Below are 20,587 nucleotides of genomic sequence, written 5' to 3'. Positions count from 1 at the left end.
AACATCGTATTCGCCCTGGTCAGGTTCGATTCGGTCTCACCTGGTATCGTATGTCGTTACATGTCCAGACCGACCCGCTCGTTGCCGTCGGCCCGTCCAGCGGCCGGCCCGGAGGCCCCCGCGGGGGTCGACCACGCGCGCGCCCGAGACGGGACGTCGCCCCCGCGCCGCCTGGCGATGAGCTCGTCGAACAGGCGCACGTGCGCGTCGACCATCGCTTCCAGGCTGAACTGCTCGGTGAACTTCGCGGGGCCACGCGCGCGCGCTCGCTCGCGGAGCTCCCCGTCGCGGGCGACCCGCGAGAGGTGCTCGACCAGCGCGCCAGGGTCCTTCGACGGGACGAGGAACCCGTCGACGCCGTGCTCGACGATCTCGGGGACGCCGCCGACGCGGCTCGCCACGATCGGCTTGCCGAGCGCGAGCGCCTCGAGCAGCGCGAGCGGCAGCCCCTCCCAGAGCGACGGGAGCACGTAGGCGTCGAACGCGGAGATGAGCTCCGGCACGTCCGAGCGATACCCGGGGAAGATCACCCGGTCGCCGAGCCCCGCGTCCCTGGCTTGCTGCTCCAGCCCCGGCCGGAGCGGGCCGTCGCCGGCGATGACGAAGCGCGCCTCGGGCGCGCGCCGCAGCACCTCGGGCGCCGCCTCGAGGAGGTAACGGAGCCCCTTCTGCTCGATGTGCACCACGGCGCACCCGAACACGAACTCCCGCTCGCCGATGCCGAGCTCCGCGCGGACGCGCGCGCCCGCGCCGCTCTCGCGGGCGCGGGCGAAGCGCGTCCCGTCGATGCCGTTGTGGATGACGCGGACCGGCGCGCGGACCTTCACGTCGTCGACAAGGATGCGCCTGAGGTCGTGCGACACGGCGACCATCTCGTCGGCGAGGTAGGCGTAGTAGCCGAACTTGCGCCGATCGAAGCCCTTCGCCCGGTTGATCTGGTTGTGCTCCGAGTAGACGATCTGCGGCCGATTCCGGAGCAGGCGCGCCGCGAAGCCAGCGAAGATGAGCGGAGCACGGTTGTGGACGTGGACGATATCGACCGAGCGCTGGTGAAAGAAGCGCCGGATCCAGAGCAGCGCTTCTGGATCGCTCTTCAGGCCCGGCAGCACCGGCCGGAGGTCCTTCGTGATCACGAGGCACTTCGAGCGGGGGAGCTTGACCTCCGAGAACAGCCGTCCCTCGCCGTCGAGGCAGATCAGCGAGAGGTCGAAGCCGTGATCGCCGAGGCGATCGAGGAGGCTCAGCACGACCTTCTCGAGCCCGCCGACCTCGAGGTTGTTCACGACCATGCAGACGTTGGGCTTGCTCATATTCTCCTGAGCGGACCGTCAGGTCGCCGCGGTCGTCGTCAGAGCGCCGTGACGCGCCACGGCAGCGTGTCGACCGTGCGATGAGCGTTCCGTGTCATTTGGGCTCAGGTAGGTGAGCGTATCATGACATGCGGATGCTGTTCGCTTGACTTGGCGGCGTCGCAGCGGCGCCGAGCCGGACGTCGGAGTTGCTCGTCCATCATCCCTCATCGCGCCCGCGAGCGCGAGCGCCTCTGCATCGGTGGAATACGCCGGGAACGCGAGCGCGCGGGGATCGATGTGCGGGGCCACACCCGCGGCGCCGCGCTACAGCGCGGCGATCTTGCCCTGCTCCGGCGATGACGCCGTCGCATAGAGCTTCTTCGGCATCCGCCCCGCGAGATACGCCATCCGACCGGCCCTCACCGCGTCCTTCATCGCCTGCGCCATCAAGATCGGGTCCCGCGCGCCCGCGATGGCCGTGTTCATCAATACCCCATCACACCCGAGCTCCATCGCCACCGCGGCGTCGCTCGCTGTCCCGACTCCCGCGTCCACGATCACCGGTACCTTCGCTGTCTCTCGGATGATCATCAGGTTGTACGGGTTGCGGATGCCGAGCCCGCTGCCGATCGGCGCCGCCAGGGGCATCACGGCCGCGCACCCGATGTCTTCCAGCTTACGACAGACGATCGGGTCGTCCATGCAGTAGGGCAGCACCGTAAAGCCCTCCTTCACCAGGATCCGCGCCGCCTCCAGCGTCGCCTCGTTGTCCGGGAACAGCGTCCGTTCGTCGCCGATGACCTCGAGCTTCACGAGATCGGATAGGCCGAGCTCGCGCGCGAGCCGGCAGGTGCGGACCGCGTCCTCGACGGTGGCGCAGCCGGCCGTGTTCGGCAGGATGGTGACGCGCCCCTGCTGGAGCAGCGACATCATCGACCCCTCGCCCCGCTCCTTCAGATTGACGCGGCGGAGGGCCACCGTGACGACCTCCGCGCCGGACGCTTCGAGCGCGCGACGGGTCTCATCCAGGTCCTTGTACTTGCCCGTCCCCACGAAGAGGCGGGAAGTGAACGTGTATCTGCCGATCGTCAACGCGTCGCTCGTCATCGCAGGCTCCTCGGGTCTCGACCCAGACGATCTGCTAGTCGGACCGGGACACAGGGTCCAGCGCGTCGACGAAACCCGGCGCTTCCGGCGCGCCCCGCTCGGCAGCATGGTATCTTTGCGCCTATGTCTCCCAGAGCTCTTGGCATAGCCCTCCTCGTCGCGTTGCCCCCGGCGCTCACGCTCACGCCCCTCCCGACAGCCGACAGCCGCGCGCCGGCCGGCCAGGAGCGCGCCGGGGCGAGCGGCGGCGCGCTCCTGTCCGGTCCGCGCGCGGCGCAGGCGGCCGTGGCCCTTCAGCTCTCGCTGGACGAGCTCGTCGCCGCGGCCTCGTACGTCGTGGTCGCGACCGCAATCGAGCAGCGCAGCCAGTGGGAAGAGCTCGGCGGGGCCAGGAGGATCGTCACCTATACCCGCCTGGCGATCGACCGGACCGTGGCCGGACAGCCCGACGGCGAGGTCTGGGTCAGGACGCTCGGGGGCGTGGTCGGGGACGTCGGACAGCACGTGTCGGGCGACGCGCAGATCGCGATCGGCGCGCAGGCGATGGTCTTCGTCTCCAAGGTGGGGTCGGCCCTGGTCGTCTCCGGGATGGCCCAGGGCCACTACCCCGTCGTCGACGGCGAGGAGAAGCCGAGCCTCGCCGGCGGGGCCGGCGCGCGGCGCATCGCCGTGCGGCGGCTGGCCGCGAGCCCCGACAGCGGGACCGTCCTGCCGCGGCCGGGCCCCGCGATCTCGGCCCGCGAGCAGCTCGTCGGCGCGGCGCTCGACGCGGCGATCGACGCGGTGAACCAGGCGTGGAAGGCGAAGCATGCGCAGAAGTGACCTCGCGCCGCGCCCCGCCGGCGCGCGCCACCCCGCGCGCGCCGGCGCCATCGCCGCAGCCTGCAGCGCGCTCGTCGCCGCGGCGCTCGCCTACCCCGGGGACGCCCTGGCGTTCTGCCGCACGAGCGTCTGTCCGCCGGAGAAGACGGCGTCGGGGGAGGCAGAGACCGCGGCGGTCTGCACGCCGCCGCAGGGCAACGACTGCGGCACCCCGCTCGCCTGGCCTTCGCCGTGCGTGAGCTACTCCCTCCAGGAGGACGCCTCCGTCCAGGTGTCGCTCCAGGAGGCGGAGGAGATCTTCGAGCAGGCGTTCGCCGCGTGGACGGAGGCCGACTGCGGCGACGGGCAGACCCCGCGCATGGAGGTCACCTACCTGGGCCCGGTCGCGTGCGACGCGCACGAGTACAACAAGCGCAAGGCGAACGCGAACATCATCATGTTCCGGGACGACGGGTGGCCGTACGTCGACAGCGGCAACACCCTCGCGCTCACGACCGTCACCTACCACCTCAAGACCGGCGAGATCTACGACGCGGACATGGAGATCAACTCGCTGACGCTCTCCCAGGGAACCGGCGGCGTCTCGTTCGACCTCCTGAGCATCGCCACCCACGAGGCCGGCCATTTCCTCGGGCTCTCGCACTCGATCGAGCACGACGCGACCATGTTCGCCAACTACCGCTCTTCGCTCCGCGACCTCTCCCAGGACGACCTCGACGGGATCTGCGCGGTGTACCCGCCCGGGGAGCCCATCAGGGGCTGCGACCCCACGCCGCGCCACGGCTTCTCTGCCTTGTGCGCCGCGGATCAGCCCGATGTGAAGGAGTCGGACGGCTGCGCCGCGGCCCCGCGCGGCAACGCTGGCCAAGGCGGGCGCGGCGGAGGGCTCGTCCTCGCCGCGCTCGCGCTGGTCGGCGCGGCCGCGCGGGCGCGGCGCGGCGCGGCCGCGCGGGCGCGGCGCGGCGCGGCCGCGCGGGCGGGCCGGGAGGCAGCCTGCTGAGCCAGCGCCCTCCCGTCCTGGTCGAGCGCGAAGGCGAGCTCGCCCGGCTGGTCGAGCGCGCCGCCCGCGCCGACGCGCTCGCGGTCGACGTGGAGGCCAACGGGCTGTTCGCGTACAGGCCGCGGCTCTGCACCGTCCAGCTCGCCTTTCGCGAGGGGGACGACATCGCGATCGGGGTCGTCGACGCGCTCCGCGTGCCTGTCGCGCCGCTCGCGCGGCTCCTCGGGGCCGCGGGCCCGCCCAAGGTGCTGCACGACCTCACCTTCGACGCGCGCATGCTCGCCGAGGCGGGCGCGCCGCTCGCTGGCGCGCACGACACCTCGGTCGCCGCGCGCATGCTGGGGTGCGCGGCGACGGGGCTCGCCGCGCTGCTCCTGTCGGAGCTCGACGTGAAGGTCGACAAGCAGCTCCAGCAGCACGACTGGGGGCGCAGGCCGATCGAGGACGCCGAGCTGCGCTACCTGGCCGACGACGTGCGCCACCTGCTCCCGCTCCGCGCGCGGCTCGCGGAGCGCAGCCGCGCCCTCGGGATCGACGAGGAGATCGAGGAGGAGTGCGGCTACAAGCTCGCGACCGCCCTCGGGCCGCCGCGCGATCCGCGGCCCGCCTACGCGCGCATCAAGGGGGCCCAGGCGCTCGATCCGCAGGGCCGGGCGATCCTGCGGCGGCTCGTGGCGGCGCGCGAGGCGGCCGCCGAGGGGGCCGACGTGCCCTCTTTCAAGGTCGTCGCCAGCGACGTGCTGCTCGAGCTCGCGCAGCGGAGGCCTGCCAGCGCAGACGACGTGCGCGCGATCCGCGGGGCCGCGGCGGGCCGCGCGGCCGGGTGCGTCGCGGCGTGGCTCCGCGCGGTCGAGCAGGGGCGCAGCGACGGCGACGTGCCCGAGCACGAGCGCGTCCTCTTCCAGCAAGCCCGCCCGCCCAGGAAGGAGCTCGCCGCGCGGCGCGCGGTGGAGACCCGGATCGCGGCGTGGCGCAGGGCCGAGGCGAAGGCGCGGAAGGTGGACGAGCAGGTCGTGCTGCCCGGCCACTGCGCGCAGGATCTCGCGGAGATCGCGCTGGCGGAGGGCCACGCCGGGGACGAGGCGATCGCCGCCGCGATCGCGCGCATCCCGGGGCTCGGCGCGGGACGGTTCGCGCGTTACGGCCGCGCGCTCGCGGCGCTCGTGGCCGCGGCGCAGCCGGGCGAGCCGCCTGCCGCCGAGAGGTAGCGCCGCGCGCCGGTTCCGCATGTCGGTTCCGCATGTCGGTTCCGCATGTCGGTTCCGCGCGTCCGCGATCCCCTGCGGGATCTCCGACACGTGGAGCCCGCTGCGAGCGAGCGCACGTGGCGCGCGCGCCGCCCGGTCGACAGAGCCGCCGGGCGATGGAATAGCAGGGCCCATGCCCTCGACCGATCATCCCAAGGCGCCGAGGCGGCTCCGCCTCTGGCCGCCGGCGGCGTGGCTCCGCGCTGCGTTCGCCTTCGCGCTCGTGTTCGGGTGCGCCCTTCTGGGAGCGAGCGCCGGAGAGCTGGCCGCTCCGCCGCCCCCGCCGCCGCCCCCGGCGAACGCCGAGGTCGGCCCGGAGCCGGAGGCGACCCCGGTCGCGCCCGACTCGCCTCGGGCCGCCATGCGCAGCTTCGTCGAGCTGTGCCGCGCGGGCAACTACGCCGAGGCCGCGCGCTACCTGGACGTGCCGCCGAGGGCGAACGGCGCGGAGCTCGCGCAGAAGCTCAAGGCGGTGCTCGATCGGCACCTCTGGCTGGAGGTGGAGACGCTCTCGCCGAGCCCGCAGGGGGACACGCAGGACAACCTCGGGGCCGGGGTGGAGCAGCTCGGCAAGATCCCGACGCGGACGGGGGCCCAGCCGGTGCGCCTCGTTCGGCGCACGACGGCCGACGGCGTGCGCTGGATCTTCTCGCGCGCCACGGTGGAGCGCGTCGACGAGTGGTACGCGCAGCTCGAAGATCGCTGGCTCCGCGATCACCTGCCGCCTGCGCTCCTGCGCCCCGGCCCGCGCGAGCTGCTCTGGTGGCAGTGGCTCGCGCTGCCGGTCCTCGCGCTGGCCGGCTGGCTCGTCGGCGCGGTGCTGAGCTACCTCGTCCGCGCCCTGCTCCGCCGCGTCGTCGCGCGGACGGATTCCACGCTCGACGACGTGCTCATCGGGGGGGCGCGCGGTCCGTTCACGTTCGCGGCGGCGCTCCTCGTGATCACGACCGCGCTCCCGTGGCTCGGGCTCTACCTGCCGGCCGACGAGTTCCTCGACAAGGTGCTGCGCGCCGGCGTCTTCGTCGCCGTGTTCTGGTTCGCCCTGCGCACGATCGACGCCGTCGGCGGCCGCCTGCTCGCCGACCCCGCGACGCGCGACAACCCCGCGGCGCGCTCGCTCGTGCCGCTCATGGGGCGGATCGCGAAGGTCTCGATCGTGATCATCGGCGTGATCGCCGTGCTCTCGGAGCTCGGCTACCCGGTGGCGAGCCTCATCGCCGGCCTCGGCATCGGCGGCGTCGCGCTGGCCCTCGCCGCCCAGAAGACGGTGGAGAACCTCTTCGGCTCGGTCGCGATCGGCATCGACCGGCCGTTCCGGGTCGGCGACTTCGTGAAGGTCGACGCGCTCCTCGGGACGGTCGAGAGCATCGGGCTCCGCTCGACCCGGATCCGGACGCTCGATCGGACCATCGTCACGATCCCGAACGGCAAGCTGGCCGATCTCCAGATCGAGTCGTACACGGCGCGCGACAGGATTCGCCTCTCCTGCGTGCTGGGGCTCGAGCGCGACACGTCGCCCGAGCAGCTCCACGCCATCGTGGAAGAGTGCGAGCGGGCGCTGCGGGAGCACCCGAAGATCTGGCCCGACGACATCGTCGTGCGCTTCATCGGCGTCGGGCCCTCGTCGCTCGACGTCGAGGTGATGGCCTGGTTCCAGACGACCGACTTCGGGGAGTTCCGGGCGCTCCGGCAGGCGATGTTGATCACGTTCCTGCAGATCATCGACATGGCCGGATCGCGGCTCGCGTACCCGACGCAGACGCTGCACGTCGCGCCGCGCGGAGAGGATCACCCGCAGCCGGAGGCGGCCGCGGCGGGCGGCTCGGCTAACGGGAAGCGCGCGCCGCGGCGGGCGCCATCGGCTGAAGCCCCGCCTTCTCGATGAGCGCGCGGTCCTCGTCCTGGCCGGGGTTCGGCGTGGTGAGCAGCCTGTCTCCGTAGAAGATCGAGTTCGCCCCCGCGTACATGCAGAGCAGCTGCGTCTCGCGCGAGAGCTCCGTCCGCCCCGCGGACAGGCGCACCATCGCGCGCGGCATCATGACCCGCGCGACCGCGATCATCCGGACGAACTCGATCGGATCGACCGGGGGGAGGCTCTCGAGGGGCGTCCCGGGCGAGCGCACGAGGGCGTTGATGGGCACGCTCTCCGGGTGGGGGTCGAGGCGCGCGAGCTCGACGAGCATCTCGCAGCGGTCGGCGATCGACTCGCCCATGCCGATGATGCCGCCCGAGCAGACGGTGATGCCCGCCCGCCGCACGTTGCGCAGGGTGACGAGCCGCTCGTCGTACGTGCGCGTCGAGATGATGGATTTGTAGGCCTTGCGCGAGGTGTCGAGGTTGTGGTTGTAGGCGTCGAGGCCGGCCTCCTTCAGGCGGCGCGCCTGGTCATCGGTGAGCATGCCGAGCGTGCAGCACGCCTCGAGGCCGAGGGCTTTCACGCCGCGCACCATGTCGAGGACGCGCTCGAAGGCGGGTCCGTCCTTCACCTCGCGCCACGCGGCGCCCATGCAGAACCGCGTCGAGCCCCCGTCGCGGGCGCGCTCCGCGGCGGCGAGGACCGCGCCGACGTCGAGCATGCGCTCCGGCCCGACCTCGGTCTCGTAGTGGCTCGACTGCGGGCAGTAGGCGCAGTCCTCGGGGCAGCCGCCCGTCTTGACGCTGAGCAGGGTGCAGAGCTGGACCTCGTGCTCGCCGTGGAACGCGCGGTGGACCGCGCGGGCGCGGTCGATCAGCTCGAAGAGCGGGAGATCGTGAAGGGCGACCGCCTGCGCGACGGTCCAGTCGTGGCGGGGCGCGCCCGCCGACGGGGCGTGCCCGGCCGGGCCGCTGCATCCATTCCTGTGCTCCGCCGCCTCTCGTTCGATCCCTTCGAGCATGGGCTCGCTCATAGCCGGGCTTGAGGCGCCGCCGCAAGCGAGGCGCGATCGAGCATGAAATGAGCCGCCAAGGCGCCAAGGGCGCCAAGAACAGAAAATATCTTGGCGTCTTGGCGTCTTGGCGTGCTTGGCGGTTCGAAATTCTGCTCTTTTCCGGCGGTTTTGCCCCGATTGCCGCCTCTAGAGCGCCGTCACCGCCTTCGCCGTCTCCTTGGCGATCGTCCCCTGGGCGACGAGCTGCCTGAGGTGCGCGTCGAAGGTCTGCATACCGTACGGCGTGACCCCCTTCTCCATCAGCTCGCGCAGCGAAGGGCTCCCCTCCGGCCGGCGGATCGCCTCGCGCACCGCGGCCGTCCCGACGAGCACCTCGGCGGCGAGGACCTCCCCCGCGCCGTCGCGGCGAGGGAGCAGGCGCTGCGCGACGACGCCGTGGAGACAGTCGGCCAGCCGGTCGCGCGCCTCGCTCGGGCTCTTGCCGAGCGCGATCAGCCGCCCGAGCGCGCGCGTGACGTCCGCCGAGCTGACCGCCGCGAGCACGAGGTGCCCGGTCTCCGCGGCGTGGAGCGCGAGATCGAGCGACTCGCCGTCGCGGAGCGCGCTGATGAGCACGACGTCCGGGTCCTGCCGCAGCGCGGCGCGCAGCGCGGTCGGGAAATCCGCGGTGTCGACGCCGATCTCGCGCTGGCTCACGCTGGAGCGGTTGTCCTCGTGCACGTGCTCGATCGGATCCTCCAGGGTGACGATGTGGCGCGGCACGGTCGCGTTGATGTGCCCGACGAACGCGGCGAGGGTCGTGCTCTTGCCGCTGCCGGCCGTGCCCGCGACGAGGACGAGGCCGTGATCGTGCTCCACCATGGCCCGGACCGCCGAGGGCACGCCCAGCTCCTCGAACGTCGGGATCTTGAGCGGGATGCTCCGCAGGATGATCGCGAGCGAGCCGCGCTGGCGATAGATGTTCACGCGAAACCGGCCGAGGCCCGGGACGACGTACGCGGCGTCGAGCTCCTGGAGCGAGGCGAGGAGCTCGCGCGAAGGGCGCCCGGCGAGCAGCACCCGCGCGGCGGCCTCGCTGTCCTCGGGCCGGATCCTGTCGACGCGGAAGTAGACCATGTCGCCGCGCACCCGCGCGCCCGGCGGCTGACCGACCTTGAGGTGGATGTCGCTGGCGTGGGCGGCAAGCGCCTTGCCGAGGAGCTGATGGAGGAAGGCCTCGGAGGTGTACGGCGTCGTCACGGGGGGCAAGGTACCAAATTGGAACCCGACCGGCCCAAAGCGCGGCTGCACGAACCGAAAGCCCACAGGGCGCCGCGCCGCCGCGCGGGACGGCCGCGCGCCCGCGCCGCCGCGCGGGACGTCAGGGACGCGGCGCCGCCGGGCCTCCCGCGGCGCCCGCGACGGAGCCCTCGGGATCCAGATCTGCCGGAATACGGAGAGGATCGACGAGCCCCCGCTCCGCGAGCGCGCGCGCCGCCGAGATGGCGAGCGCGCGCTGATCCGAGGGGAGGTCGCGCCGGCCCGCCAGATCGACCAGGGCCGCGGCAGCGCCGCGCGCCCCGTCCGGGTCGAGCGGCTCGCGCGGGCGCGGTGGCCGACCGGCGATCCCGAGGAGCGCCTCGAGCAGGGGCGGAAGCGACGGCCCGGACACCGCGCGGGCGCGCTCGGCGAGCGGCCCGAGCGCCAGATCGGCGTCATCGGCGTACGGCAGCGCGCGCAGGGCCGTGAGCGCGATGTCGCCGCCGTCGTCGAGCGCGGCGAGGAGGCCGGACGCGCCCTCGGCCTCGGCCAGCCGGGCGCGCTCCAGCGGGTCGTCCTCCGCGGCGAGGCGCCAGCGGGGATCGGTGAGGCGAGGGCTCGGCGGGCGCGGCGCCACGGAGGGCGAGGCGGCGGCCGAGGCGGGCGACGCAGCGTCGCGGGGGGCGCTCCCCTGCTCGCGGCGACAGCCGAGGGGCGCGAGCAGGACGAGCGCGACGAGGGCGAGGCGCGCCGCGACAGGCCTCCTCCGCCGCGCGCGGCGGACGCCCTCGCGGCCCCTCCCCTGCTTCACGGCTGCTCGAGGATCGAGAGCGACCGCTTCGCGGGCGCGTTCTCGGGCTCTTGCCGCGCGTTGTACTCGTCGACCACCCGGTTGATGTGCATCGAGCAGAACTTCGGCCCGCACATCGAGCAGAACTCCGAGGTCTTGAAGTACTCCTGGGGGAGCGTCTCGTCGTGCATCGCCTGGGCCGTCTCCGGATCGAGCGAGAGCGCGAACTGCTGCTTCCAGTCGAAGGCGTAGCGGGCGCGGCTCAGCGCGTCGTCGCGATCCCGCGCGCCCGGGCGCTTCCGCGCCACGTCCGCGGCGTGGGCCGCGATCTTGTAGGCGATGAGGCCCTGCTTGACGTCCTCGGGGTTCGGCAGGCCGAGGTGCTCCTTCGGCGTCACGTAGCAGAGCATCGCGGCGCCCGCGAAGCCGGCCATCGTGGCGCCGATGCAGCTCGTGATGTGGTCGTAGCCAGGCGCGAAGTCGGTGACGAGCGGGCCGAGCACGTAGAACGGCGCCTCGTGACAGAGCTCCATCTCCTTCTGCACGTTCATCGCGATCTGATCGAACGGCACGTGCCCGGGGCCCTCGATCATCACCTGCACGTCCTTCTCCCAGGCGCGCTTCGTGAGCTCGCCGAGCGTCTTCAGCTCGGCGAACTGGGCCGCGTCGCTGGCGTCGTGGAGGCAGCCGGGGCGGAGGCCGTCGCCCGCCGAGATCGTGACGTCGTACTTGGCGCAGACCTCGAGCACCTTGTCCCAGTGGGTGTAGAACGGGTTCTGCTTGTGGTGCTCGATCATCCACTGCGCCATGATCGAGCCGCCGCGCGAGACGATGCCGGTGATCCGGCCCTTCACGAGCGGCAGGTGCTCGAGCAGCACGCCCGCGTGGATCGTGAAGTAATCGACCCCCTGCTTCGCCTGGTGCTCGAGCATGTCGATGAGGTCCGCGGCCGTCATCTTGGCGGTGCCCTTGCACGCCTCGAGCGCCTGGTAGATCGGCACCGTCCCGATCGGCACAGGGGAGTCCGCGATGATCGCGCGGCGGATGCCGTCGATGTCGCCCCCGGTCGACAGGTCCATCACGGTGTCCGCGCCGTACTTGATGGAGTAGCGCAGCTTCTCGAGCTCGCCGCTCACGTCGCTCGTGGTCTGGCTGTTGCCGATGTTCGCGTTCACCTTGCAGAGCGACGCGATGCCGATGCACATCGGCTCGAGGTTCAGGTGGTTCTTGTTCGCGGGGATGATCATCCGGCCGCGCGCGACCTCGCTGCGGATGAGCTCGGGCGCGAGCTTCTCACGGCGGGCGACGTACTCCATCTCCTCCGTGACGACGCCCTTCCTCGCGAAGTGCATCTGGCTCTGGTTCGGGCTCCCGGCGCGCTTGCTCACCCATTCGGACCGCAACATCGACGACCTCGCTTTCGAGGTGGGCGGTTTAGGTCGCGACCGCGCGCGACGCAAGCGCCGCGTCGCGCCTGGCCGCCCGACCTCGAGCCGGCGAGAAAGCGCGCCTTCACCGGCGCGCGCCGCGAGCGCGCCGCTGTCAGGGAGGCGGCGCCTCGGGGAGCTCGGTCATCATGCCGAGCGTCTGGGCGCCGGCGGCCTTCGCGCCGTCGAGCACCGCCACGACGGTGCCGTAGACGGCGCCGTCGTCGGCGACGACGAAGACGATCCTGTCCTGAGGCCTGCTGTAGCGCTCGAGCAGCGGCCTGAGCGTGCCCACGAGCTCGGCGCGCTCGACCGGCTCGTCGTTCACCCGCAGCTCGCCTTGCGCGCTCACCCGGACGACGAGCTGGTCGGGCGGCGGCGGGGTGTCCTGCTTGACCTGCTCGGTGTCCGGCACGCGCACGCCGATGTCCTTCTCGAGCAGCGGCGTCACGACCATGAAGATGATGAGCAGCACCAGCACGACGTCGACGAGCGGCGTCACGTTGATGTCGGAGTTCAGGGGCACCGCCGGCTTGATGACGAACTTCTTCTTCGCGCTCATCGCCGCTATCTCCCCTTCAGCTCCTCGACCGCCAGCGAGACGCTCTTCGCGCCCGACTTGCGCGCCGTCTCCATCACCCTGCGGACGTCGCCGAACGAGAGGCGCTGGTCCCCCTTGACCAGCACCTTGCGCCCCGGCTGCGCCGCGAACTCGCGCGAGAGCCGCTCTGCGAGCCCGGCGTCATCGTATCTGTCGTTCTCGACCCACACCGTCTTCTCCAGCGTCACGGAGAGGATCAGCGGGTCCACCTCCTTCCTCTCCTCGTCCACCTCCGCGGCCTGCGGCAGCTTCACGTCCTTGCCGCGCTGGAGCATCGGCGTGACGACCATGAAGATGATGAGCAGGACGAGGACCACGTCGACGAGCGGCGTGACGTTGATCTCGCTCTTGGGGCCCCTCTGCGGGCCGACACCCATCCCCATTGGAACGCTCGCTTCCCTGCTGGGCGCGTCACCCCGCGCCGCGCCGCGGGCGCGAGGCGCCGGGCGCCGCGCTCCGCGGAGAGGCGCGCGGGGTGTCGCGCGGGTCCGGTGTCAAGCAGCCTCTTCGGCGGCCGGCGCGAGGCGCCCGTCGAGCCGCTTCGCCACGACGTCGAGGAGCTCGTTCGACGACTCCGAGATGTCGATCGCCCGGGCTTCGACCCAGCCCTGGAGATAATTGTAGCCCATGACGGCCGGGATCGCGACGATCAGCCCGAAGGCGGTCGTGATGAGCGCCTCCGCGATACCCGCCGAGACGGTGCCGAGGCCGCCGGAGCCGGCCGCCGCCATCTGCTGGAACGCCGTCACGATGCCCATGACCGTCCCGAGCAGCCCGACGAACGGCGCGGTGGAACCGACCGTGGCGAGCAGGCCATAACCTCGCTTCAGGCTGAGCACCTCGCGCTGCGCCTGCCGCTCGAGCGCCCGCGAGACCGACTCGAACACGCCGTCGCGCTCGTGCCCCTGCGCCGGCAGCCGCGAGGGCGCGCTCGAGGCATAAGCGGCGAGCCCGGCGCCGATGACGCGCCCGAGATAGCCGCTCTCGCCGCCCGGCCTGGCGGCGGTCCAGGCCCCCTCGAGCTCGCCCCGGGCGAGCATCGGCCCGACCCGCGCCGCGAACGCGCGGGAGGCGGCGCGCGACAGGAACGACACGACGAGGCGCTCGCCCAGGACGATCAGCGACGCAACGGACATGATGGCCAGCGCGAAGACGATCAGCTTCGCGAAGAGCCCCATGTGGCCCCACAGCTCGATCAACGTGAATTGCATCGTCTCGCGCCTCCTGGCGCCCCATGTCGCGTGATGGTCTTGGTGCTGCTGGAGCAACACCGCTGGTGCTGCTGGAGCAGCACCTCCGTGGATACCGAGCGGACTCGGCAGCACCGCAGCGCGGACCTGCCAGTACCCTTCTCTACTACGTGCTCCAGCGGTTCAATAACACCCCTGCGCGCCCGGACGTCAAGGGAGCTTGAGCCGGATGGGGAACACGTAGTCCACCGAGACCGGGCGCCCCTGATACATGACGGGGGTGTAGCGATGCGTCGCGAGCGCATCGAGGATCGCTCGATCCATGTGAGGAAGCGACTTGGCCATCCGGCAGCCGGTCAGCGAGCCGTCCAGCTTGATGACGCACTTGACAATCGCGAGCCCCTCGACGCGCGCGGCGAGCGCCTCGCGCGTGTACTGCGGGTCGCGCCCGGCGATCTTCGAAGGCCGGGTCATTCCGGCGCCGAACGCCAGCACCACGCTCTGCGGCGGCGGCGTGCTGCCCACCTGGCCGCCGACTTTGCCGCCCAGCTGACCGCCCATCTGCCCGCCGAGCTCGCCGCCGACGGTGCCCCCCTGAACGCCGCCCTGGACTCCCCCCTCGACGCCGCCCGGCTGCTCCGGCGCATCCTCCCTGACCGGCTCCGGCTCCGGCTTTGGCTCTGGCACTGGCGCCTTGGCCTTGGGCTTCTCCGGCATGTCGTAGATGGTGTCAGGCGTCTTGACGGGCTTCGGCTGCTCAACGCGCTCCACCTTGGGCGGGCGCTTCGCGCCGCCGCCCGGAGGCGGCGGCGGAGGAGGAGGAGGCGGCGGCGGCGCCGGAGCGAAAAATGTGACCTCGACGTCCTTCGGCTTCTCGGTTCGAGGGCGCGTGGCCTGCCAGAGGATGGCGCCCGCGATCGCCACGTGGGCGACGATGGAGAGCGCTGTCCCCGTCCCTAGCCGCCCCTGGGTGGCGGTAGCGCGACCGAGTACCGAGTCAAACATGAGGGGTCGTAACTCCTAGGACTCGAGCCGATCGAGGTAGAGAAGCCGCGACGTATGGAAGCGTGCGGCGCCTACCCGGAGTGTATAAGCGAGCGAGTCCTACAAAAAAGTCTATTGTCTGGCGCGATTCCTGTCTAGGGTAAGGAGGGACTCGAGGGCATACACTTCTGGAGGGAATTCCGTGAAGTTTCTCGAAAAGAGGCTGGAACACGGAGGGCGCTCACGTGCGCCGTTGGGGCCGTGGGCGGCGTTGCTGCTGCTCGCGATGACTTTGTTGACCGCGTACCCTGCGTTCGCGCAGACGGGCAGCGGCGTGCTCCTCGGGCGGGTCGTCGACGCGTCGAACAGCGCGCCGGCGGCCGATGTGGTCGTGACGGCGACATCGCCGGCGCTGCAAGGGGAGCAGCTGGTCGTCACGGACGGCACTGGCCAGTACCGTATCCCGAACCTGCCGCCGGGCGACTACACACTGCGCTTCGAAAAGGACGCGTTCAAGCCGTACGCGCGCGGCGGGATCGCGGTCCGCGCCGCGACGACCATCCGCGTCAACGTCGAGCTGCTGCCGGAGGCGCTCAAGGCGGCGGAGATCGTCGTCGTCGGCCGCGCGCCGACGGTCGACGTCGGCTCGAGCAGCGTGAGCCAGAGCATCACCCAGGACTTCACACGGCGCATCGCGATCTCGCCCCCCACGGGGAAGGGCGCGACGACGCGCTCCTTCGAGTCGGTCGCCGCGACCACGCCCGGGGCGCAGGCCGACGAGTTCGGCACGTCCATCGCCGGCACCTCCTCCCCCGAGAACCAGTACGTGATCGACGGCCTGTCGGTGAACGACCCGGCCTACGGGATCGTCGGCACGCCGCTCACGATGGAGTTCATCAAGGAGGTCAACGTGGTGGCCGGCGGGTACATGCCCGAGTACGGCCGCGCGACCGGGGGTGTCCTCGATGTCGTCACGAAGAGCGGCGGCAACGCGTTCCAGGGCTCGGTCTTCTTCAACATCACGCCCGGCGTCCTCGAGGGCGCGCCCAAGGCGGTCCGTCGCCAGGGCGAGACCATCCAGACCGACGAGACCCTGTCGTCGATCCGCGACTACGGGTTCGAGGTCGGCGGCCCCATCCTGAAGGACAAGCTCTGGTTCTTCGCGGGCGCGGATCTCGCGTTCAAGAGCAGCTCGATGGAGCGCAACCTGTTCGCCACGCGCTACGACCCCACCACGTTCGAGCCGGTGACGGATCGCGCGACCGGGCTCAACGTCGTCGACCGGCTGCCGGGGACGCAGCGCTTCTACCGCGCCGAGGAGCAGACGCTGCAGTACCTCGGGAAGCTGACCTACCAGATCGATCCGGACCACAGCGTCGCGCTCTCCGTCTACGGCTCGCCCTCCACCTCGGGCGGCAACGGCACGTTCGGGTTCGACCCGCAGCAGGGCCTGACCGAGCTCTCGAACATCGTCGGCGAGTACGGCGCGCTGGCGCACGAGTACGTGGCGTCGTCGAACGACGTCGCGCTGAAGTGGTCGTCGGCGTTCAAGAACAAGACCCTGCTCCTCGACGCGACCCTCGGCTGGCACAACCAGCGGAGCGCGCGGCTGCCCCCGGACGGCTCGGAGCTCGGGACGCGCGAGGGCCTGGCGGGTGTGCCCCTCATGGTCTGGCAGCGGTACTCCCCGAACCGGTATTCGATCGACGATTTCGAGAAGCTCTCGCCCGAGGCCCGGGCCATGTGCAAGCCGCTGCGGGCGGAGAACGGCGAGATCGCCGCGCTACCCTGCGCGGTGCGCCAGTACTGGCAAGGCGGGCCCGACTACATCGACGACGCCTCGCTCAACCGCTTCCAGCTGAACGCGAAGGTGACGAGCATCTTCCAGGGGCTCGGGCACCACGTGGTCAAGGCCGGCATCGACGGCGAGATCACGACGTACAAGCACATCAAGGCGTACGCGGGCGGCACCACCTACTCGGAGGAGGGAGACTGGGATGCCTCCCATGACGAGCGACAGCTCGGCTTCCTGACCGGCCCGGACGGCCTGGCGACCGGCCCGGGCGCCAGGGACTACGTCATCCAGGACAAGCTCACGGTGTCGTCGCTCGGAGCGACGATCGGCGCCTTCGCGCAGGACAGCTGGAGCATCCTCGACCGTGTGACGTTGAACATCGGCGTGCGCTACGACGCGCAGTACCTCTACGCGAGCGACGGCAAGCTCGGGCTGGCGCTCGCGAACCAGTGGTCTCCGCGCGTGGGCGTCGTCTACGACGTCACGCAGGAGGGCCGGTCGAAGGTGTTCGCGAACTACGCGCGGTATTACGAGAGCGTCCCCCTCGACATGCTGGATCGCGCGTTCGGCGACGAGCGGAACATCCGCTCCTACCACCTGGGGGGCGCCGACGGCTGTAACCCTGGGGATCCCGTGGACGCGACGGGTTATGGCGAAGGGCAGTGCCGGAACGACGACAGCCGCGTCCCGGTCACCGGGCCGTACGATCCGAACAAGAACTGGTTCACGCTCGGCGGCGGCAAGTCCCCGGTGGATCCGGATCTCGAGCCGCAGTCGTCGGACGAGATCGTGATCGGCGGCGAGTACGAGGTGCTCCCGAACGCGCGGGTCGGCGCGACGTACACGAAGCGCTGGATGAACAACGTCATCGAGGACATGAGCCGGGACGAGGCGAACACCTACTTCATCGGCAACCCCGGGAAGGGGATCGCCAAGGACTTCCCCGAGGCGACGCGCGATTACGATGCGCTGACCCTCTATTTCCAGAAGGCCTTCTCCGACCTGTGGCTCGCCCAGGTGAGCTATACGCTGTCGTACCTGCGAGGCAACTATCCGGGCCTCTTCAAGCCCGAGACCGACCAGCTCGATCCGAACATCAATACGGAGTTCGATCTCGAGTCGCTCCTCGTCAACCGCGACGGGGCGCTGCCCGGCGACAACACGCACGAGATCAAGGTCTACGGCGCGAAGGCGATCGAGCTCCCGAAGGGCATGGTCCTCGACCTCGGCCTCACGTACAGGTCCCGCTCCGGCGCCCCCATCGACTACTGGGGAGCGCACTACCTGTACGGCTCCGACGAGACGTTCATCCTGCCCCGGGGCGCCGGCGGCCGCCTCCCCTGGGTCCACAACATCGACGGCCACATCGGCTATTCGGTCAAGCTCGCGAAGGACAGCGAGCTCACCGTCACCATGGATGTCTTCAACATCTTCAACTTCCAGGAGACCGTCCAGGTGGACCAGCGTTACACGACCGCGTTCGTCGACCCCTGCGTCGGTGGAACGAAGGAAGATCTGAATCCGAGCAGCGGCCCGACGTGCGTGAAGGACCACAACACCGGCGAGCCGCTCGATCCCAAGGCCGTGAACCCGAACTACGGCGAGCCGACGCAGTTCCAGACGCCGCGGCAGTTCCGGTTCGGCGCGCGGGTGACGTTCTAGGCGCGGCGCGCGCGGGAAAGGATGCAAGCGATGAAGAGGCGATGGCTTGTTTGGATGGCAGGGCTCGCGGCGCTCTCACCGCTCGCGGCGATGTCTCCGGGCTGCTCGCAGCCCAAGCCCGAGTGCACGGTCGGCACCGCAATCGTATCCCCGTACGTGACGAAGTTCACCCGGGTCGGCGGGGATGCCGAGGGCCCCTGTGCTCGAAAGGAGGGGACTGTCGAGCTGGTCGGGATGCAGATGTACAATCCGGACGAGAACGGCGACCAGCTCCCCGACGTGGAGACGAAGCTCGTCGCGATCCAGACGGCGGAGTTCGGCGACTGGTATCGCGGCGGGGCAACGATCGACCCGAACCCTGACCTGAACGCGTTCGCGATCGGTGCCTTCGCGTCGATCGGACCGGATGCCAACGATATCTGCACGGTTCCAACGCTCGATCCGGCCGAGGTGGTGTTGATGCCCGGCGGCGCTGGCGAGGGCGGCGCCGGCGAGGGCGGTGCCGGCGGCGCTGGCGAGGGCGGTGCCGGCGGCGCCGGCGAGGGCGGTGCCGGCGGCGCCGGCGAGGGCGGTGCCGGCGGCGCCGGCGAGGGCGGTGCCGGCGGCGCTGGCGAGGGCGGTGCCGGCGGCGCTGGCGAGGGCGGTGCCGGCGGCGCTGGAGGTGCTGGCGGCGAGGGTGGTGCCGGTGGCGCTGGCGAGGGTGGGGCTGGCGAAGGTGGCGCACCGGCGCCGGCGCTGGGGTCGCACAAGCTCGAGTGGCGCAACCTGCGCGTGTACGTGACGCCCGCCAACCTCGCGAATCAATTCGAGGCTGAAGTCACGTACTCGGAAGAGAGCTGCTCGACGACGTACAAGGTCGTCGGGCTCTGGCCGATGAGGGACTGCCAGATCTACACCCCGAACCCCGACCCCGAGGGCGATCCGATCCCCACAGGCAAGTTCGACAATGACAAGTGCACGAATCCTAACTCTGGTATCTCCCCGGATCTCAAGGTGAAGTGCGACACCACCGTGGGCCTGTGCGTGCTCGACGCGGACAGCATTCCCGCCTTCAGATAGGCAGCCCGGCGGGCGGGGCGCCATCGCCCCGCCTGCGCTGCTCCGGCCCCTCTCCCCTCAAATTCCCCAGAGCATCATCGCCCAGGCGCATCCCTGGTCGTGCGCAGACGGCGGGCGAGGATCGCCGTCGCCGGCTCACGGCGCGGGTTTGACGGCCAGCCTCGCCAGCGCCGCGCAGCCGGCCCCGCTCGCGATCTCGAGCTTCGCCGTGAGCGCGCACAGGCGCGACGCCCGCTCGAGCGCCCCCGGATCGCCCGATACGATGGCCCGCTTGGACTCGTATCCGGTCCGGACCGCGAGCATCGTCTGCGCGCGGGGGGGCAGCTCCGCGCGCCGCGCCACGAGCAGATCGCCGAGCTTCGGACCCGGATCGGCGGCCGGCGCCCACGTCCAGACCGACGCGACAAGGGCGTCCGCGAAGGCCGCGCGCAGCTCGTCGCCGCCGCGCGCGCCCTCGCACGGCAGCGCGGGGCCGGCCGGTCCGACGTCGGTGGCGAGGAGCCTCCGCCCCGCGATCCGCCGGAGCAGATCCTTCTCCACGCCGGCGATCTTGCCGTCGTCGTCCGAGAACGCCCCCGCCTTGAACCGCACGGCGAGCGCGGCGCACTTCTCGTCGCGCTCCGCGCGCAGCCGCTGCTCCTCGCGGGCCCGCTCCTCGGCGCGCAGCCGCTCCTCGCGCTCGCGCGCCTCGCGGGCCTCCACCGCGGCGCACTGCTCGAGCCGCGCGGCCACGCGCCGCTGCTGCTCGCTCGCCGCGCGGCCGAGATCGTCCTCCGCGATGTCGCGGACCGCGCACACCTCCGGGCGCTCCAGGACCGCATCGACGCGCGCGCGGGCGGCGCGGAGCCGCACGATCACCGACAGCGCCGCGACGATCACGAGCGCCGACACCACGATCGACGCGATCCTGCGGAGCCTCCGCCGGCGATACGCCTTGGCGAGCGCGCCGCCGCCGCTCTCGTCGAGCAGCTTGCGGCAGCGGCCGATCATCGCCTGCCATTGCGCGATGTCCTCGGCGAGCACCTGGAGCGGCTCCGCGAACGGGCGATCACGCCGGACCTTGTTCGCCAGCCGCTCGAGCCACATACCGGCGTCGGGGGCCCGACCGTGGTCGGTCACCTCGGCGACGCCCTCGAGCAGCCCGCCGATGCGCCCGGCGTAGACGTCCCAGGCGAGGAGCGCCTCGGACTGGCTGTCGCCGAGCCGCTCCATGGCCTCGCGCACGTCGGCCATCGGGAGCAGGCGCTCGACGTCCTCCCGGCGCACGCCCGCGAGCTTCGCGGCCTGATCGACGCCGCGCTGGAAGCCTCCGAGGAGCCCCGCCGGCGCCAGCTCGCGGAGCCCCTCCGGAACCCGCCTCGCCTGCATGCACGCGCCGGCGTGGTGCAGCGGCCCCATCGCGCAGGTCAGGAAGGTGCCGCCGAGCTTCACTTCCATCGAACCGTGGCTCTCCTCTCCACGAGATACCCCGGACAGCGCGGCGCGGAAAGGCTCGCCGCGCT

General features: G+C 71.5%; 17 protein-coding genes. 6 read left to right on the top strand and 11 right to left on the bottom strand.

Features of this window, described 5'->3' with window-relative positions:
* Positions 1–56: 56 nt before the first annotated feature.
* Both ACSRUE_RS26945 and ACSRUE_RS26940 read right to left on the bottom strand, forming a co-directional pair.
* On the bottom strand, positions 57–1,310 hold the full coding sequence (locus ACSRUE_RS26945) for a glycosyltransferase (RefSeq protein ID WP_441286085.1): 1,254 nt from the start codon (positions 1,308–1,310) through the stop codon (positions 57–59).
* A gap of 306 nt (positions 1,311–1,616) precedes the next feature.
* Entirely contained in the window at positions 1,617–2,399 is a 783-nt protein-coding gene (locus ACSRUE_RS26940) for a thiazole synthase (RefSeq protein WP_437747667.1), read from the bottom strand.
* Positions 2,400–2,522: 123 nt separating this feature from the next.
* Here ACSRUE_RS26940 and ACSRUE_RS26935 point away from each other — a divergent pair, with 123 nt between their 5' ends.
* The 4 genes from ACSRUE_RS26935 (at position 2,523) to ACSRUE_RS26920 (ending at position 7,353) form a co-directional block, all read left to right on the top strand.
* Positions 2,523–3,221, top strand: a complete 699-nt coding sequence (locus ACSRUE_RS26935; protein WP_441286084.1) for a hypothetical protein — start codon at positions 2,523–2,525, stop codon at positions 3,219–3,221.
* Entirely contained in the window at positions 3,208–4,221 is a 1,014-nt protein-coding gene (locus ACSRUE_RS26930; protein WP_441286083.1) for a matrixin family metalloprotease, read from the top strand. The genes ACSRUE_RS26935 and ACSRUE_RS26930 overlap by 14 nt, the downstream gene beginning before the upstream one ends.
* Positions 4,215–5,429 (top strand): HRDC domain-containing protein, encoded by a 1,215-nt coding sequence (locus ACSRUE_RS26925; RefSeq protein WP_441293135.1) that lies wholly within the window; start codon positions 4,215–4,217, stop codon positions 5,427–5,429. Before ACSRUE_RS26930 ends, ACSRUE_RS26925 begins: the two co-directional genes overlap by 7 nt.
* 172 nt (positions 5,430–5,601) lie before the next feature.
* On the top strand, positions 5,602–7,353 hold the full coding sequence (locus ACSRUE_RS26920) for a mechanosensitive ion channel domain-containing protein (protein ID WP_441286082.1): 1,752 nt from the start codon (positions 5,602–5,604) through the stop codon (positions 7,351–7,353).
* Here the strand turns inward: ACSRUE_RS26920 and bioB are convergent.
* The 8 genes from bioB to ACSRUE_RS26880 all read right to left on the bottom strand — a co-directional run bounded on the left by bioB (position 7,295) and on the right by ACSRUE_RS26880 (position 14,590).
* Complete coding sequence (gene bioB, locus ACSRUE_RS26915; protein WP_437767050.1) at positions 7,295–8,344, bottom strand: biotin synthase BioB; 1,050 nt, start codon at positions 8,342–8,344, stop codon at positions 7,295–7,297. The genes ACSRUE_RS26920 and bioB overlap by 59 nt on opposite strands.
* A gap of 180 nt (positions 8,345–8,524) precedes the next feature.
* The gene (locus ACSRUE_RS26910; RefSeq protein ID WP_437767049.1) at positions 8,525–9,577 is read right to left on the bottom strand and encodes a type IV pilus twitching motility protein PilT; all 1,053 of its coding nucleotides are present in this window, start codon (positions 9,575–9,577) and stop codon (positions 8,525–8,527) included.
* A gap of 121 nt (positions 9,578–9,698) precedes the next feature.
* On the bottom strand, positions 9,699–10,388 hold the full coding sequence (locus tag ACSRUE_RS26905) for a thiamine biosynthesis protein (RefSeq protein WP_441286081.1): 690 nt from the start codon (positions 10,386–10,388) through the stop codon (positions 9,699–9,701).
* On the bottom strand, positions 10,385–11,770 hold the full coding sequence (gene thiC, locus ACSRUE_RS26900) for a phosphomethylpyrimidine synthase ThiC (RefSeq protein WP_437769825.1): 1,386 nt from the start codon (positions 11,768–11,770) through the stop codon (positions 10,385–10,387). The genes ACSRUE_RS26905 and thiC overlap by 4 nt, the downstream gene beginning before the upstream one ends.
* Before the next feature lie 139 nt (positions 11,771–11,909).
* Complete coding sequence (locus ACSRUE_RS26895; protein WP_441286080.1) at positions 11,910–12,356, bottom strand: ExbD/TolR family protein; 447 nt, start codon at positions 12,354–12,356, stop codon at positions 11,910–11,912.
* Positions 12,357–12,361: 5 nt separating this feature from the next.
* A complete protein-coding gene (locus ACSRUE_RS26890) occupies positions 12,362–12,778 on the bottom strand; it encodes an ExbD/TolR family protein (RefSeq protein ID WP_441286079.1) in 417 nt (138 codons plus the stop codon).
* Between the two features lie 111 nt (positions 12,779–12,889).
* Positions 12,890–13,606 carry a MotA/TolQ/ExbB proton channel family protein gene (locus ACSRUE_RS26885; RefSeq protein WP_437767045.1) on the bottom strand — a complete coding sequence of 239 codons (717 nt, stop codon included), beginning with the start codon at positions 13,604–13,606 and terminating at the stop codon, positions 12,890–12,892.
* Positions 13,607–13,795: 189 nt separating this feature from the next.
* Positions 13,796–14,590 carry an energy transducer TonB gene (locus ACSRUE_RS26880; protein ID WP_441286078.1) on the bottom strand — a complete coding sequence of 265 codons (795 nt, stop codon included), beginning with the start codon at positions 14,588–14,590 and terminating at the stop codon, positions 13,796–13,798.
* Positions 14,591–14,855: 265 nt separating this feature from the next.
* Here ACSRUE_RS26880 and ACSRUE_RS26875 point away from each other — a divergent pair, with 265 nt between their 5' ends.
* The gene (locus ACSRUE_RS26875; RefSeq protein WP_441286077.1) at positions 14,856–18,026 is read left to right on the top strand and encodes a TonB-dependent receptor; all 3,171 of its coding nucleotides are present in this window, start codon (positions 14,856–14,858) and stop codon (positions 18,024–18,026) included.
* Positions 18,027–18,056: 30 nt separating this feature from the next.
* On the top strand, positions 18,057–19,085 hold the full coding sequence (locus ACSRUE_RS26870; protein ID WP_441286076.1) for a hypothetical protein: 1,029 nt from the start codon (positions 18,057–18,059) through the stop codon (positions 19,083–19,085).
* A gap of 135 nt (positions 19,086–19,220) precedes the next feature.
* Here the strand turns inward: ACSRUE_RS26870 and ACSRUE_RS26865 are convergent, their stop codons facing one another.
* Positions 19,221–20,522, bottom strand: a complete 1,302-nt coding sequence (locus ACSRUE_RS26865) for a hypothetical protein (protein WP_441286075.1) — start codon at positions 20,520–20,522, stop codon at positions 19,221–19,223.
* Positions 20,523–20,587 lie beyond the last annotated feature (65 nt).

It is taken from the genome of Sorangium sp. KYC3313, assembly GCF_052075895.1.
GTDB lineage: Bacteria > Myxococcota_A > Polyangia > Polyangiales > Polyangiaceae > Sorangium > Sorangium cellulosum_B.
The sequence above is the reverse complement of the archived record's forward strand: the minus strand, read 5'-3'. Positions and strand labels throughout refer to the sequence as shown.

Coding starts and splice junctions, on each gene's coding strand:
- ACSRUE_RS26875 (WP_441286077.1), top strand. CDS start 14,856: ATGACTTTGTTGACCGCGTACCCTGCGTTCGCGCAGACGGGCAGCGGC.
- ACSRUE_RS26895 (WP_441286080.1), bottom strand. CDS start 12,356: ATGAGCGCGAAGAAGAAGTTCGTCATCAAGCCGGCGGTGCCCCTGAAC.
- ACSRUE_RS26920 (WP_441286082.1), top strand. CDS start 5,602: ATGCCCTCGACCGATCATCCCAAGGCGCCGAGGCGGCTCCGCCTCTGG.
- ACSRUE_RS26865 (WP_441286075.1), bottom strand. CDS start 20,522: ATGGAAGTGAAGCTCGGCGGCACCTTCCTGACCTGCGCGATGGGGCCG.
- ACSRUE_RS26935 (WP_441286084.1), top strand. CDS start 2,523: ATGTCTCCCAGAGCTCTTGGCATAGCCCTCCTCGTCGCGTTGCCCCCG.
- ACSRUE_RS26870 (WP_441286076.1), top strand. CDS start 18,057: ATGAAGAGGCGATGGCTTGTTTGGATGGCAGGGCTCGCGGCGCTCTCA.
- ACSRUE_RS26930 (WP_441286083.1), top strand. CDS start 3,208: ATGCGCAGAAGTGACCTCGCGCCGCGCCCCGCCGGCGCGCGCCACCCC.
- ACSRUE_RS26885 (WP_437767045.1), bottom strand. CDS start 13,606: ATGCAATTCACGTTGATCGAGCTGTGGGGCCACATGGGGCTCTTCGCG.
- ACSRUE_RS26890 (WP_441286079.1), bottom strand. CDS start 12,778: ATGGGGATGGGTGTCGGCCCGCAGAGGGGCCCCAAGAGCGAGATCAAC.
- ACSRUE_RS26880 (WP_441286078.1), bottom strand. CDS start 14,590: ATGTTTGACTCGGTACTCGGTCGCGCTACCGCCACCCAGGGGCGGCTA.
- ACSRUE_RS26940 (WP_437747667.1), bottom strand. CDS start 2,399: ATGACGAGCGACGCGTTGACGATCGGCAGATACACGTTCACTTCCCGC.
- ACSRUE_RS26945 (WP_441286085.1), bottom strand. CDS start 1,310: ATGAGCAAGCCCAACGTCTGCATGGTCGTGAACAACCTCGAGGTCGGC.
- bioB (WP_437767050.1), bottom strand. CDS start 8,344: ATGCTCGAAGGGATCGAACGAGAGGCGGCGGAGCACAGGAATGGATGC.